The organism is Bacteroides sp. AF39-11AC, assembly GCF_003474285.1.
GTDB lineage: Bacteria > Bacteroidota > Bacteroidia > Bacteroidales > Bacteroidaceae > Bacteroides.
On record NZ_QROH01000006.1, the window covers coordinates 30,388 to 44,257 of the forward strand.

The following is a 13,870-nucleotide window of genomic DNA, read 5'->3' on the forward strand; positions in this document are numbered from 1 at the left end:
TTTATTAGAGTAATATTAGAAAACCATTAGAGAGATCAGATATGCGGGAGCTTAACGACGTAAGTGGTCCCTTCACCCGGATGCGAGAAGACGGATATTTCCCCTTTGTGCAGGCTCAGTATCTTTTGTGCCAAAGTCATGCCGATGCCGTAGCCGGATGCCACATCTTTGTTTTCGCCACGATAAAAGAGTTGGAACAAGTTCTCTTTGTCTTTGTCTGACATACCCACACCGTCGTCCGAAAGGCGGATGATGGCCCATTCTTCCCAAAAAGAAATCTGGATGAAGGAAGTTTGGTCCGGGGAGTATTTACAGTTGTTTTCGATGAGGTTTACGAACGCTGTTGTAAGGAGATAGCTATTTCCGATCACCGTGAGCACCTTGTCGTCTTCGGCTTCTTGCTCGAATACGAGTTCCACATGGAAATCGGGGTGCGCCCTCAACACAAGTTCCCTTGCATCGAGCAACAGTTCGTCCAGACGGATTTCTTCTCTCTTGATTTGTTCCGGTTCATAATCCGCTTTGGCAAGATTCAGTAGTCCGTCGATGAGTTTAATCACTCTTTGCGAATCCTGCAACGCGTTGTGGATGGCGTTTTGGTATTGCTCCGGGCTTCGTTCTTTCTGCACGGCAAGATCGAGTTCGGCAGAAAGGGCAGCCATAGGGGTACGCAGTTCGTGAGACACGTTGCTGACAAACATCTTCTGCGAGTTGAATGATTTTTCCAGTCTGTCGAGCAGGGCATTGAAGGTAAGGCTCAGTTCGCCTAATTCGTCTTTCTCATTCTTGACAGGCAGGCGTTTGTTGATTCGTGAGGCGGTTATGTTCTCCGCTTCTTTCACGATGCTTCTGATGGGTGTCAATGCGCTCCGGGCAAGGAGGTAACCTACAATAATCAGCACGGTCAGTCCGCTGAACAGTAATAGGGCAAGTGTCTCTTTCAGGATTTCCCGCTTGGCATATCCGTAGCCGTCGTAGGCAGCGGCGGTAACGATGTAATCCTTGCCTCCGAAAGTATAGATGATGCCTACTCCCTGGTAATCCTCGATGTAGAAGTCTATTTCTTTCTTTTGGAGGATGCGCTCTATCATTTTCGGAGTTTCCTTTATGATGTCGTTTTGTAAGGCGTCGTGGTATAACATCCGGAAGTCGGTGTCGTAGACGGCTACTTCTACTTCGTCAATGAACTTTTTGTTGTTCAGGTAAATGGATTGCATGGTTTCGGCATCCACCTGGTTGTTCAGAAACAGGTGTGCCTTGGTGATTGCTTCGCTTTTCAGATTCCTGAAAAAGGCATTGCTGCGCGAGTGTTCACTGACGTAGTAGATGGCAGTGATGAATACCAGGAATACGGCAGCTGTGATACAGGTGTACCGCAGGGTTAAGGCTGTCCTGATCTTCATAGTTTATCCGTCAGTATAAAGCCCATACCGGCTTTGGTATGGATCAGTTTGGTGTCGAAGTCCTTGTCTATCTTTTTGCGAAGATAGTTGATGTATACATCGATAAAGTTGGTTCCGGTATCAAAGTGAGTATTCCAGACCTTTTCGGCTATTTCTATGCGGCTGAGAACCCGCTCTGCATTCTCGGCCATGTAGAGCAACAGGTTGTATTCTTTGGGTGAAAGTTTGATGGGAGTGCCGTTTCGGGTTACGTTCTTTCCTTGTAGGTCAATGTACAGGTCGGAATATCTGATCTCTCGGGGCTGCGGTGCGGCTGCTTCATTATTACGTTTCAGCAGTACCCTGATTCTTGCATAGAGTTCGCGGAAATCGAAAGGCTTCACCATGTAGTCATCGGCTCCTGCATCGAATCCATCCAGTTTATCATCTGTAGAGCCTAAGGCTGTCAGCATCAGGATAGGGATGCCTGGATTCGTTTTGCGGATTTCTTTACATAGTTCAAAGCCATCCATCTTGGGCAGGATAATATCGGAAATTACCAGGTCGAAAGTATGGGCACGGAAGAGGCGTAGTCCCATGATGCCATCGTAAGCCACCATGGTTTGATAACCATTCTCTTCCAGTCCATTCTTGAGCAGGCTGGCTACTCTTGGTTCGTCTTCAATAATCAATATCGTATGCATGGTCCGTATTTTTTATAGATTCCAGTTGTTTTTGTTTGAGACCATACAAATATAGAGATTATTTGTGAGTTTCTCTTTTCTTACTCTTTTAATAAAGGTAACTGATTCAGCATATTCCTGATTTTAATAGCAATACGTGGCATTGGTTCGGCTACGGTCAATCCTATCAGGTCATATTCGGAAGCAATGTCGTTAATCACGCGGACTACTTCCTCGGTCTTCATTCCGCCCGGTTCTACGCCGACGCCTGCTATCATGTCGGCAGGATCTATCACGTCCAGGTCAAAGTGGATGACAACCTTGGAAGCTCCGGTACTTTTCAACCATTCCATAATGGCGGAACTGTTGTCCGCTGTTTCTTTCGGTGCCAGACCTTTTATGCCCAATTCCTTTTGCCGTTCCTGCATGCCTTTGTCCCATGAACGCAGCCCTACGATTAATGCTTTGGAAGCGTCAAACTTACCGGGCAACAAGTTCATAATCTCTTCGTCACCCATTCCGAAGCAAGCGGTGAGGGCCATGGCATGATACCCTTTGTATTCATCATAAGGCAGGTTGATGTCCGGATGCGCATCTATCCAGACTATGGCTACATCGTTCGGGTATCGGGCAGCCAGATAAGTGAACGGAACAACGCTGACCGAACATTCTCCGCCCAGGATGATAATCCGGTCCGGTTTGTTTTCGTTAAGTATATCGAGCGCAGCCTTGCTTTGTTTGACAATCACGTTACGGGAGCTGATACCCTTTTCCGTTGTTCTGTCGTTTATATCGAGAGATACCGGAACTTCCACGGTTTTCTGATTGCTGTCCGGAGCCAGCAGGTTCAGTAACTGGGCACCTAAATAATAACCTCTGGAAGAGTCTTCTGCCGGAATATCCGGCATCCAATGATCTACGATTCCGCCTTGCCATTGCGGATAAATCAGGCGGAGAGGGGTGGTTTCTTTCTTCATATCTTTACTTTTTACGGGTTGTTGTGCATACATTGAAGCGACTCCAATAATGAGTGCAGCTGATAATAAATACTTTCTCATTTTTAGGTACAAAAATAAGAAGTGGCGGAGTAATACACAAGTACGGCTAAATTATTCATATACTGATAAATTTATCCCTACCTGTAAAAGCGTTTATTTCATTTTTACGAGAATGGGATCTAAGCGATAAATTTTTAGTGATAAAATGTAATGAATGCGAAACGTTTTGGTAGATGTTTTTTGTTTGTCCGGCATACTTTCTTTTGCCTGTTTGCTTGTCCTTTTCTTAATAAGCTGTATCTTTGTAGGTAAACTAATGTATTCCAATTAATACTCAGATAATATGGAAGAGCTTCAAGATAAATATGTGCGTTTCGATTGGGCAATAAAACGCTTGCTCCGTCAGAAGGCAAACTTTGGTGTATTAGAAGGTTTCCTCACCGTGTTTTTGGGTGAGAAAGTTACTATTCTGGAAATACTGGAGAGTGAAGGTAATCAGCTATCTGCCGAAGATAAATTCAATCGTGTGGATATTAAGGCGCGTAACAGTAAGGATGAGATTATTATTATCGAGATACAAAACACTCGTGAACTTTATTATCTGGAACGGATTCTTTATGGCGTTGCCAAGGCCATCACTGAACACATCTCGTTGGGCGAGACTTATTATAAGGTGAAGAAAATATATTCTATCAGTATTCTTTACTTTGATATCGGGAAGGGTAGTGACTACCTGTATCATGGTCAAAATCATTTTGTAGGTGTGCATACAGGTGACCGCCTGCAAGTGAATGTCAAAGAGCGTGATGCTATCGTACCTCGAATGCCTGCTGAGATATTTCCTGAATACATCTTGATTCGTGTGAATGAGTTTGATAAGGTGGCTGCCACCCCGCTTGAAGAATGGATGAAATACTTGAAGTATGGCACTATTTGTCCTGATACCACAGCTCCCGGTTTGAGTGAAGCTCGTGAGAAACTGAAATATTTTTCCATGCCTCCTAAAGAACGTATGGCTTATGATGAGCATTTGAGTGCTGTGATGATTCAGAATGATGTGCTGGATTCAGCCAAACTGGAAGGCAAGATGGAAGGACGTGAGGAAGGACGTGAGGAAGGACGTGAGGAAGGACGTGAAGAAGGTCGTGCAGAAGGTCGTGAAGAAGGACGCGCGGAAGCTTACCTGACCGTTGCCCGTAACATGAAGCAATTAGAGACTCCTATTGACATTATAGTTAAAGCTACCGGTCTAACGCCAGAAGAGATTGACGCTTTGTAGTCTTTTGTGCAGTTTTCCTCTGATATGATTACTTTTGTGCAAACTTGACTCTATGTATAAGAAGAAAATACCTTTTGATATTGATTGTGGCATAAAGATAACGATGGAGGTGATAGGCGGTAAATGGAAGTCCTGTATTATTCAGGAATTGCTCACCAGCCCTAAACGCCCGAGTGAATTGCATCGTTTGTTTACAGATGCAAGTCCTCGGGTTATCAATCAGCAGTTGAAAGAACTGGAAATGCACGGCATGGTCGAGAAGAAGATATTTACAGTACTTCCGCCTCACACGGAATACTCCATAACGGAAGCGGGCAGAACACTCGTTCCCATTATCGAACAGCTTGAGGCATGGGGCGGTGATTTCCGTCCGAAGATGAAAGAGATACTGGGAATGGAATAGATTTGCAGCCTGTTGTTTTAGTCGAATGGTACCTTCCAATTTTCATCCAGATAGGCGGCGAAACACATGCCTATCTGTTCTTTATTGTTCTTTTCTTCGGCCAATGCAGGTATCTCGTCCAGAGAGAAATAGTTGCTTTCGGTAGTCTCTATATTGCTCTGAAAACTTCCGCCTGTTACTTCGCAAAGAACAAAGGCTTTGCAGACATTGTATGCATAAGGAGGCACGTTGTGCAGGTTTCTATCCTGCAAAGCAATCAGGCGTACGGCCTTTACATCCAGTCCGGCTTCTTCTTTGACTTCTTTCTCCGTATTGGTTTTGATGCTTTGGTTGACGTCTACCCAGCCACCGGGCATAGACCATACACCAGCTTTTTCCTTTACCAGAAGTATTTTCCCGTCTTTAAAGATGGCGGCCCGGGTATCCAGTTTAGGTGTTTGGAAACCGGTTTCATTGCAGAATAATTCTTTTACTTTCTCTATCGGCAGATCGCTTTGATGGCTCATAATCTCTGCCGATATTTCCCGGATACGTTCAAAACGCTCGATGTCGAAGGGATCGCGGGAGTAGGTCAGTCCTGCCTGAGCTATGAATTGTAATTCCTTGGCCCATTCGAGCCAGCGGGGATCAGTGTTCTTATTCATTGGATATCTGAGTTTAAAGTATCATATACAATTTTGGATATACTGGCGATGATAGCTGCATTATCTGCATCGGTTTCCTGCGACTCCATGACGAAGACAGCTATATAATATTTCTGTCCGTCGGGCAGGATAACAAAGCCTGCATCATTATCAGCAATCTTTATCCCTTCCGGAGTCCGGTCGGAAGAGCCGGTCTTATGGCCTACGATTACGTTGGCAGGCAACTGGCCTTTCAGCTTATCTTTACCGGTAGAGGTTTCCTGCATAATTGCTTGCAGGAAATCTTTATATTGGGCGGCAAACAGGGGGTGCTTGTCGGCTATATTCAATAGCCTTACTACTTCTTCCGGAGTACTCCAGTTCAGATAGGCATCTTCGGAGGTATGCATGAGGGTTTCCGTTGCCGCAAGATTACAATCCTTTATTCCTAACGATTTCACATACTCATTTACTTGGTCTATACCGCCGGCATATTCTATAAGGATATCACATGTATTGTTATCGCTTTTCGAAATGGTGTATTTCAGCAACTCTCCGAGGGAAATTGTAATATCCTGATCGGGGAATTTATCTCTTAACGGACTGTATGTGTTGGGCGTCAGTTGAGAAGACTTTACTTCGATAAGACTGTCTAAACCGACGTGGTCTTTATCCATCTTGTCCAAAACGGCCAGTCCCACGTGAAATTTGAAGACGCTTAACAGGGGGAAATGGATTTGGTTATTATAAACGGCTACAATCTCATCATTGGCGAGTACGGCAACACCTACCGTAGCTTTTTTATCTTTCAGAACAGAATCTATTTGTTGCTCTATCTTCTGCTTCGGGGTGCGGTTGGTGGTATTGCATGCACTGAACAAGATTGCCAGCGCCATACAGCTTAAAAAGAATTTTGCTTTCATAAATCTACTTTAGCGAGTTAATATTAATTCCGGTCTTACTTCTCTTATCATAACAGGTGCAATTCTTTAGCAATCCGGCAAGCTTCTATTGAATTGTTTACCTGAAGTTTCTCCAGGATATTTTGCCGGTGCCGGTTTACGGTATTTACACTTATGGATAATGCTTGGGCAATGTCCTTACTCATTTTCCCCTTATTTATCAATTGCAGGATTTCTCTTTCTCGGTCTGACAACAGGTCGTTGCAATTCTGCTTTTCCAGTTCGAGGGTTTGCCCGTCTGCTGAGTTAAGAATGGTGCAACTTAACGACGTATCCATTGAAAAGTTGTAAAGGCATAAGGACAACCATACACTTCCGTTTGAGTGGCTCGCTATATAAAACATTCTGTGCAAGATGTGTACATACCTGCCCGAATGATCGCGCATGCGTATATTGTGTATGAGGTGGTAGTCCGGACGTTTCTTTTCAGGAACACTTTTCAGGAAGTGGAAGAAGCGGAGTTCCTGCAAATGCTTTTCCTGTAGGTCGTCCGGATGGATGTGGCTGAATATTTCTTCTTCCCATATAGACTGAATGGTTTTGGCGGTATTCCGTTCTGACAATCCCAGATTCTCGGCTACCCCGCCGTAATAAATATAACTAATATTTGCTTTCATATCGCTCAATACTGCTATGGCATTTTCGGTCTGTGCATATATGGAAGCTATATGTTTGCACTCATTCAGGCGTTCCGTTTGTTTTTGTTCCTCGGTGAACGCTTGTTTCAGTAACTCTTTCTTCAGTTTATTTACGATGTCCATACGGCATGGAGATGGGAAAAATGGTTATTAATCAGTATTGCCGACTTATCTGTAAGCCTTTACCTTTGCAAAGGTAATGAAAACTAATGGTTATTTATTTAAGTACAATAAATTATGGAGAGTGAAAAAGCAAAAGCGAAAGCCGGGAAATTGTATGATGCCAATAATGATATGGAGCTTGTATCGGAGAGGGAAGTTTGCAAAGAAGTATGTTATGAACTGAATAGTCTGCGCCCTTCACAAAAGAAAGAACGCGAGAGCATTATCCGCCGGTTGTTCGGCAAGACCGGGAAATCCTTCTTGATAGAACAACCGTTTTATTGTGATTACGGATATAATATAGAAATAGGGGAGAACTTCTATTCGAACGTGAATTGCGTTATTCTGGATGGAGCCAAAGTTACATTTGGCGATAATGTTTTTGTGGCTCCGAATTGTGGTTTCTATACTGCCGGACATGCCTTGGATGCGGAGCAGAGAATCCAGGGACTTGAATATGCTTATCCTATCACTATCGGAAATAATGTGTGGATTGGTGCCCAGGTCTGTGTGTTGCCGGGAGTGACGATTGGTGATAATACGATTATTGGTGCCGGAAGTGTGGTCACAAAAAGTATTCCTGCCAATGTACTGGCTGTCGGTAATCCTTGCCGTGTGCTACGTACGATTACCGAAGCGGACAGGGCTAAATATATATCAGAATAATAATTCATTAAAATGACACGGGAAATGAAAAAGTTACTTTTTAGTCTGTTGATGATGATTGGGGTGGAAGCCTCTTTTGCACAGACGTTGGAAAAAATGCAGTGGTTCAACGAACCTGAACAGTGGGAAATAAAGGATAAAAGTCTTTCAATGTTTGTCACTCCGCAGAGTGATTACTGGCGTATCTCTCATTATGGCTTTACTGTGGATGACGCCCCTTTCTATTATGCAACGTATGGCGGTGAATTCGAAGTTAAAGTGAAAGTGACGGGCGATTATAAGGCACGCTTTGACCAGGCGGGACTGATGTTGCGCATCGATCATGAAAACTACATCAAAGCAGGTATTGAGTTTGTAGACGGAAAATTCAATCTGAGTACAGTGGTGACTCACAAGACCAGTGACTGGAGCGTAATCACGTTGGATAAGCCCGTTCCTTATATTTGGATTAAAGCTGTCCGCAGGCTGGATGCTGTTGAAATCTTCTATTCGTTTGATGACAAGACTTATACGATGATGCGGAATGCATGGTTGCAGGATAATATTCCAGTGAAGGTTGGATTCATGGCTGCCTGTCCCGACGGAGGCGGGTTTAATGTTAAGTTTGAGAACTTCAAGGTAAAGCACCTGCCTGATATGCGCAGGTTGGAATGGCTGAAAAGGAATGCAGAATAAATAGGGTTGGTTCAATTAAGTTTGGTAAAAAGACAAATGCCGGCAAAAAAGAAGAGTGATTCTTTATTTGCCGGCATTTATTCTGTTTTGAAATTTAAAGAATTTATTTTCTGAAATAGCCTTGTTTAATATCCTATTGTGAAGCGCTCCTTGTGGTGCTTCTTCTGTTCCAGCTCGTCTACCATTGCCACGGCATAGTCTTCAACGGAGATATTGCTGTCTCCATTTGCATCTACCACTAAGTCGTCTTTTCCGAAACGGAACTTTCCGGTACGTTTTCCCGGTGTCATGTTGGCGGCAGGAGAGAGGAATATCCAGTCAATATCTTTTTCCTTGCGAAGTGTATTCAGATAGAATTCTCCGAGGGATTTGATTCCGGGCAACAGTTGGGCTGGAACATCGTCAGCATCCATCACCATCTTTCCGGGAGCGTAGAACAGGGTTCCGGCACCACCCACGATAAGCAGACGCTCAACGCCGGCTTTCTTCACACTATCCACTATCAGCGGATAGTTCTTCAGCGTTTCTTCGTAAATATTGGGGTTCTTCCAGCCGGGGTTATAAGCACTGATGACGGCGTCTTTTCCTTTACAGGTTTCAATCAGAACATCGGCATCGGTCACATCTGCCTGAACGACTTTCAGGTTCGGATTGCTGACAGTCACCTTAGCCGCGTCGCGTACGATGGCAGTTACTTTGTGGCCTCTGTTCAGTAATTCATTGAGGATAGCGGTTCCTACAAAACCGCTGGCTCCTATTAGTACTACATCTTTCATAATGGTTCGTTATTTATATTTCTATATTAAACTGTTTATCTACAATAAAAGTTTGACGGTGGTTGCTCTTTTTGAGAATGTTTAATAACTTGTCCTCTTGTCAATCAGCTTAATCTTCGGGATGCAAGAAACTATTCTTCAAAATTCTAAAATCTAATCTTACAACAGTTGTGTTTCTTTCTTACAATAGTTGTTGTAAGAAAGAAACACAACTGTTGTAATAAAATATAATATATGTTGTAAGAATAATAATGTGCATAAACAGAATTAGTTTCTTGCGGATAGGATTTTAATTCTACGCAATTACAGAAATAATTTATAATAAGTTGTCAATAGGTTCTTTGCAACCCGGTTGCATTTCCTGTTCCTTACCTTTGTACCAAATAAAAAAGTAAGAAGATTATGGAAAGTACATGTCAGTGTTGTTGTTCACATACTCATTCGCAGAGCAAAGAAAAAGAGAAATCTCTCATTCGGAAGTGGTGGGCTCCGGTGTTGTCCGGTGTCTTCCTTCTGCTGGGTATTATCTTCCAGCATAAGGAATGGACGTGGTTCGCTAATCCGGTTGTCGAGCTTCTTTGGTTTCTTATAGGCTTCCTGCCTGTCGGACTGCCCGTGATGCGCGAAGCCTGGGAGAGTATTTTGCAAAAAGACTGGTTCAACGAGTTTTCGCTGATGGCATTGGCTTCCCTTGGAGCCTTCTATATCGGAGAATATCCTGAAGCACTGGCAGTAATGCTGCTCTATTCCATTGGAGAGATGTTGCAGGATAAGGCTGTGAACCAGGCATCCCGTAATATCAAAGATTTGCTGGATGTACGTCCCGAACAGGTAGACGTATACCGAATGGGGGGACTGACTACCGTTTCCCCCCGTGAGGTAAATGTAGGAGAAGTGATCGAAGTGAAGCCCGGCGAACGCGTTCCCTTGGATGGTAGCCTGCAAAATCCTTATGCCGTCTTCGATACTTCGGCACTGACGGGGGAGAGTATGCCGCGCAATGTCTCCGAAGGAGGCGAGGTACTTGCCGGTATGATTGTCAGCGGACAGGCAGTGAGCATACAAGTGACGAAGCCTTATGACCATAGCACTCTGGCACGTATTCTTACTTTAGTTCAGGATGCGGCGGAACGGAAAGCACCGGCGGAACTTTTTATCCGGAAGTTCGCCCGTATTTATACACCGATTGTAGTACTGTTGGCTTTTCTTATCGTTGCCCTTCCTGCACTTGTTGCGGCTGTGCATCCGGGATTTGACTATGTGTTCAATGACTGGCTCTATCGGGGATTGGTATTTCTGGTAATATCCTGCCCTTGTGCATTGGTTATCAGCATCCCATTGGGTTATTTTGGCGGAATAGGAGCGGCTTCGCGTACAGGTATCTTGTTTAAAGGAAGTAATTATCTGGATGCCATAACCCGTATCAATGCAGTTGTATTCGATAAAACAGGTACGTTGACTACCGGTAGTTTCCGTGTGACATCCATACAGGCAACAGATATCCCCGAAGATGAATTACTGAGTTTAGTGGCATCTGTAGAAAAGAAGAGTACCCATCCTGTGGCACAAGCCATTGTGCACTATGCTGCCGGACGTGGTGTGAAACCTGCGGTTGTGACCTCTCTGAACGAATTGGCCGGATATGGTCTGGAAGCTGAGGTGGAACACCATCAGGTATTGGTCGGTAATATCCGTTTACTGATCGACCGTCAGATAGCTGTACCCGGAGAACTTGCGGATTGTATAGCTACGGTAGTGGTCTGTGCCGTGGATGGGAAGTATGCCGGACAACTGCTACTTTCAGACACTCTGAAAGAGGATGCGGTAGATGCTATTAAAAAATTAAAGGCTTTAAAAATAGATAATATTCAAATGTTATCCGGGGATAAACAAGAGATTGTTAATATCTTTGCAAAGGAATTGGGAATTGACAAAGCCTACGGCGACTTATTGCCGGAAGATAAGGCCGTTCATTTGGAACAACTCAATTCTGTTCCGGGTATGTCTGTCGCATTTGTCGGAGATGGCATGAACGATGCCCCTGTGTTGGCTCTCAGTGATGTGGGCATTGCCATGGGAGGGTTAGGCTCGGACGCTGCCATCGAAAGCGCGGATGTCGTTATTCAGACTGATCAGCCATCCAAAGTTGCAACCGCCATCTCTATAGGGCGGGCAACGCGACGGATAGTGATGCAAAATATAGTAGGTGCTATTACGGTGAAGGTGTTGGTGTTGCTGGCGGGTGCCTGCGGATTTGCCACCCTTTGGGCGGCAGTGTTTGCTGACGTCGGCGTAGCTTTGTTGGTGGTGCTGAATTCAGTCCGTATATTGAGAAAGAAGTTTTAAGAAATATGGAAGAAATATATTTGCATAAATTGTCCCTGCGGGATATAAAGCCTACGGCCATGCGTCTGCTGATTCTCCGTACTATGATGGAGATGAAGCGGGCTGTGTCCGTCACCGACCTGGAAGAGAAACTTGATACGGTTGATAAATCTACCATTTTCAGGACATTGACCCTGTTCCTTTCCCATCATCTGATACATGGAGTGGATGACGGAAGCGGTTCGCTGAAATATGCGGTTTGCGAAGATTGCTGTATGTGTACGGTGGAAGACCAACACATGCATTTTTATTGTGAGCAGTGCCACAAGACGTATTGCATCCGAAGTGTGCATGCCCCAACGGTCAACCTTCCGGAAGGGTTTATGCAGACTGGAATAAATTACGTTATCAAGGGCATTTGCGCAGATTGTGCAGTTCATCAGAAAATAGACACAGAAGAATAATAAAGATGTGATGGGATATTTCTATTACTTATGCTTCCTTTTATTAGGATTCTTGTCTTTGCCTGTCTGCGCAGGCGAAGACAAGCGTGTGCCGGAACAATATACCAAAGAGTATATGATGAAGAATTACATGACCCAACCCGACCGGGTCTTGCAATTGCTGGACGAAGCCGAAGCAAATGGTGCAATGCCTTTGAATGTCGTTGATGAACTGCGCAGCGTGGTTTATCGTAATATGTATAGAAATAAATCTGCTTTTCATTATGCCCGCAGGGCTTATGTTCACGATTCTCTTTCTCACAATGCTCCTTCGCATCTGTTGACGATGACGGTGGCTATGGCCGAATTGTCTCATCTGCTAAGTGAATATAAGGAAAGCATGCGCTATGCTGTACAGGGTATGGAACTGGCGCGCGAACTTAAAGATATACAGTCTGAATGTAAGTTGCTGTTTTGCATGGGAGAGAACAAAAGAATGCTGTCTTTCAAAGAAGAGGGGTATCAGTTTTTTGATCAGGCTATTGGTTTGCTTGATGACTCTAAAAATGAAGATCACGAGGTAATGCTTTCTTATTTTTATGGAGTGAAGATGGGATATCTGATTGCTGACAAGCGATCAAACGATGCCTTAGAAATAGGTCTGCAACGTGAAAAGCTGCTTGACAAGATGAGTAAACAACCGGAAATCCGTGCGGATCTACTGGATCTGCAATTTACGTATATATACTCCAAATTGGCCTATCTTTTCCAATTAACGGGAGACCGGGAGCGTGCGGCTGCTTATTATAAGAAATATCAGTCGACAAATGCTTCTTCTACTCCTGATGGTAAATTTGATGCCACTCCTTATTTATTACTTTTGGGAGAATGCCAGGCCGTATTGGACAATTGTCGTGATTTTAAGGAAGTGATGCGACAGCAGGATACATTGAACAACCAGTATCTCACTATCCTGAATCTGGAAATACTGGCTAATACAAAATTAGAGAACTATAAAACGGTTATAGATCTTCAAAGGGTTATCGCTGCAATAAAAGATAGCATTTATCAGCGGGAAAAACAGAATGCTGCACTGGAACTGGATACGCTCTACGAGCTGAATGAGAAAGAAGCACGTATTTCAGAACAGGCGTTTCAGTTGAAGATACGTAACATTACGCTGATATGCATTCTGAGTGGTACATTGCTGGCGCTATTCTTTTTGTGGAGACTTTGGCAGCAAAACCGTGTAATCAGAAACAAGAACAAAGCATTGGTAAAACGTATCAATGAGCAATTCTCCATGCAGGAGGAAATGGACCGCTCACAGTCGGGCATAGCGAAAGATCTTTCTTTTCCCGAAAAGGTGGAAGATGAGTCCGGTGCTAACGAAGAGCAGGATAAGCAGATGAATAAGATGATTTTCGAGAAGTTGGATTACATCATAAAACGGGATAAAATGTATCTTTCTCCCAACTTGTCGAGGGAGGAGTTGACCCGAATTGTTCGCATGAATAACACTCGTTTTGCCAAGATGATAAAGGAGAATACGGACACTAACCTGAGTGGATATATCAATAACCTGCGCCTGGATTATGCGATATATTTAATGAAAGAACACCCCGATTATACTTTGCGTGCTATAGCGGAGTCATCGGGTATCAGCAGCATGCCTACGTTTCATCAGTTGTTTAAGGGAAGAACGGGAATGACTCCTATGGAGTTTAAGAATGCCCAAAATGATATTAATACTTAAAGTGTTGTGTGTTAGGTATATAATACTTTTCTTAATAACTTTTGATACTATCTTTAATAACTATATAAAATATATTTCAAGGTATTTTCTGAGAATTGA

General features: G+C 43.8%; 14 protein-coding genes. 7 read left to right on the forward strand and 7 right to left on the reverse strand.

The window, feature by feature from the left end; translation table 11 throughout:
- Window positions 1-35 precede the first annotated feature (35 nt).
- The 3 genes from DW036_RS13875 to DW036_RS13885 form a co-directional block, all read right to left on the reverse strand.
- Complete coding sequence (locus tag DW036_RS13875; protein WP_118464921.1) at window positions 36-1,403, reverse strand: HAMP domain-containing sensor histidine kinase; 1,368 nt, start codon at window positions 1,401-1,403, stop codon at window positions 36-38.
- Window positions 1,400-2,086 carry a response regulator transcription factor gene (locus tag DW036_RS13880; protein ID WP_118464922.1) on the reverse strand — a complete coding sequence of 229 codons (687 nt, stop codon included), beginning with the start codon at window positions 2,084-2,086 and terminating at the stop codon, window positions 1,400-1,402. Before DW036_RS13880 ends, DW036_RS13875 begins: the two co-directional genes overlap by 4 nt.
- An 80-nt stretch (window positions 2,087-2,166) precedes the next feature.
- Window positions 2,167-3,042, reverse strand: a complete 876-nt coding sequence (locus tag DW036_RS13885; protein WP_187374614.1) for an arginase family protein — start codon at window positions 3,040-3,042, stop codon at window positions 2,167-2,169.
- A 364-nt stretch (window positions 3,043-3,406) separates the two neighbouring features.
- Here DW036_RS13885 and DW036_RS13890 point away from each other — a divergent pair, with 364 nt between their 5' ends.
- Both DW036_RS13890 and DW036_RS13895 read left to right on the forward strand, forming a co-directional pair.
- Complete coding sequence (locus tag DW036_RS13890) at window positions 3,407-4,342, forward strand: PD-(D/E)XK nuclease family transposase (RefSeq protein ID WP_118464924.1); 936 nt, start codon at window positions 3,407-3,409, stop codon at window positions 4,340-4,342.
- Window positions 4,343-4,394: 52 nt separating this feature from the next.
- Entirely contained in the window at window positions 4,395-4,745 is a 351-nt protein-coding gene (locus DW036_RS13895) for a helix-turn-helix domain-containing protein (RefSeq protein ID WP_118464925.1), read from the forward strand.
- A 17-nt stretch (window positions 4,746-4,762) separates the two neighbouring features.
- Here the strand turns inward: DW036_RS13895 and DW036_RS13900 are convergent, their stop codons facing one another.
- Genes DW036_RS13900 through DW036_RS13910 form a run of 3 tightly spaced genes read right to left on the reverse strand, consistent with a single transcriptional unit; the run spans window position 4,763 to window position 7,091 of the window.
- On the reverse strand, window positions 4,763-5,389 hold the full coding sequence (locus DW036_RS13900; protein WP_118464926.1) for an NUDIX hydrolase: 627 nt from the start codon (window positions 5,387-5,389) through the stop codon (window positions 4,763-4,765).
- On the reverse strand, window positions 5,386-6,291 hold the full coding sequence (bla, locus tag DW036_RS13905) for a class A beta-lactamase, subclass A2 (protein ID WP_118464927.1): 906 nt from the start codon (window positions 6,289-6,291) through the stop codon (window positions 5,386-5,388). Before bla ends, DW036_RS13900 begins: the two co-directional genes overlap by 4 nt.
- Before the next feature lie 47 nt (window positions 6,292-6,338).
- Entirely contained in the window at window positions 6,339-7,091 is a 753-nt protein-coding gene (locus DW036_RS13910; RefSeq protein ID WP_118464928.1) for a response regulator transcription factor, read from the reverse strand.
- A gap of 114 nt (window positions 7,092-7,205) precedes the next feature.
- On the opposite strand from DW036_RS13910, the gene DW036_RS13915 reads away from it, so the two are divergent.
- Together DW036_RS13915 and DW036_RS13920 are read left to right on the forward strand one after the other, a co-directional pair.
- The gene (locus DW036_RS13915) at window positions 7,206-7,796 is read left to right on the forward strand and encodes a sugar O-acetyltransferase (RefSeq protein WP_118464929.1); all 591 of its coding nucleotides are present in this window, start codon (window positions 7,206-7,208) and stop codon (window positions 7,794-7,796) included.
- A gap of 24 nt (window positions 7,797-7,820) precedes the next feature.
- Entirely contained in the window at window positions 7,821-8,471 is a 651-nt protein-coding gene (locus DW036_RS13920; protein WP_118465226.1) for a DUF1349 domain-containing protein, read from the forward strand.
- A gap of 125 nt (window positions 8,472-8,596) precedes the next feature.
- On the opposite strand, the gene DW036_RS13925 is transcribed toward DW036_RS13920, so the two are convergent.
- Entirely contained in the window at window positions 8,597-9,247 is a 651-nt protein-coding gene (locus DW036_RS13925) for an NAD(P)-dependent oxidoreductase (protein WP_118464930.1), read from the reverse strand.
- Between the two features lie 402 nt (window positions 9,248-9,649).
- Here DW036_RS13925 and DW036_RS13930 point away from each other — a divergent pair, with 402 nt between their 5' ends.
- Genes DW036_RS13930 through DW036_RS13940 form a run of 3 tightly spaced genes read left to right on the forward strand, consistent with a single transcriptional unit; the run spans window position 9,650 to window position 13,771 of the window.
- Window positions 9,650-11,593, forward strand: a complete 1,944-nt coding sequence (locus DW036_RS13930; protein ID WP_118464931.1) for a heavy metal translocating P-type ATPase — start codon at window positions 9,650-9,652, stop codon at window positions 11,591-11,593.
- A gap of 5 nt (window positions 11,594-11,598) precedes the next feature.
- Window positions 11,599-12,036, forward strand: a complete 438-nt coding sequence (locus DW036_RS13935) for a Fur family transcriptional regulator (RefSeq protein ID WP_118464932.1) — start codon at window positions 11,599-11,601, stop codon at window positions 12,034-12,036.
- A gap of 10 nt (window positions 12,037-12,046) precedes the next feature.
- Window positions 12,047-13,771: an AraC family transcriptional regulator gene (locus DW036_RS13940; protein ID WP_118464933.1), complete on the forward strand. Its 1,725-nt coding sequence runs from the start codon at window positions 12,047-12,049 to the stop codon at window positions 13,769-13,771.
- Window positions 13,772-13,870: the final 99 nt, after the last annotated feature.

Coding starts and splice junctions, on each gene's coding strand:
- DW036_RS13885 (WP_187374614.1), bottom strand. CDS start 3,042: ATGAAGAAAGAAACCACCCCTCTCCGCCTGATTTATCCGCAATGGCAA.
- DW036_RS13910 (WP_118464928.1), bottom strand. CDS start 7,091: ATGGACATCGTAAATAAACTGAAGAAAGAGTTACTGAAACAAGCGTTC.
- DW036_RS13875 (WP_118464921.1), bottom strand. CDS start 1,403: ATGAAGATCAGGACAGCCTTAACCCTGCGGTACACCTGTATCACAGCT.
- DW036_RS13920 (WP_118465226.1), top strand. CDS start 7,821: ATGAAAAAGTTACTTTTTAGTCTGTTGATGATGATTGGGGTGGAAGCC.
- DW036_RS13915 (WP_118464929.1), top strand. CDS start 7,206: ATGGAGAGTGAAAAAGCAAAAGCGAAAGCCGGGAAATTGTATGATGCC.
- DW036_RS13880 (WP_118464922.1), bottom strand. CDS start 2,086: ATGCATACGATATTGATTATTGAAGACGAACCAAGAGTAGCCAGCCTG.
- DW036_RS13900 (WP_118464926.1), bottom strand. CDS start 5,389: ATGAATAAGAACACTGATCCCCGCTGGCTCGAATGGGCCAAGGAATTA.
- DW036_RS13890 (WP_118464924.1), top strand. CDS start 3,407: ATGGAAGAGCTTCAAGATAAATATGTGCGTTTCGATTGGGCAATAAAA.
- DW036_RS13940 (WP_118464933.1), top strand. CDS start 12,047: ATGGGATATTTCTATTACTTATGCTTCCTTTTATTAGGATTCTTGTCT.
- DW036_RS13930 (WP_118464931.1), top strand. CDS start 9,650: ATGGAAAGTACATGTCAGTGTTGTTGTTCACATACTCATTCGCAGAGC.
- DW036_RS13935 (WP_118464932.1), top strand. CDS start 11,599: ATGGAAGAAATATATTTGCATAAATTGTCCCTGCGGGATATAAAGCCT.
- DW036_RS13895 (WP_118464925.1), top strand. CDS start 4,395: ATGTATAAGAAGAAAATACCTTTTGATATTGATTGTGGCATAAAGATA.
- DW036_RS13925 (WP_118464930.1), bottom strand. CDS start 9,247: ATGAAAGATGTAGTACTAATAGGAGCCAGCGGTTTTGTAGGAACCGCT.
- bla (WP_118464927.1), bottom strand. CDS start 6,291: ATGAAAGCAAAATTCTTTTTAAGCTGTATGGCGCTGGCAATCTTGTTC.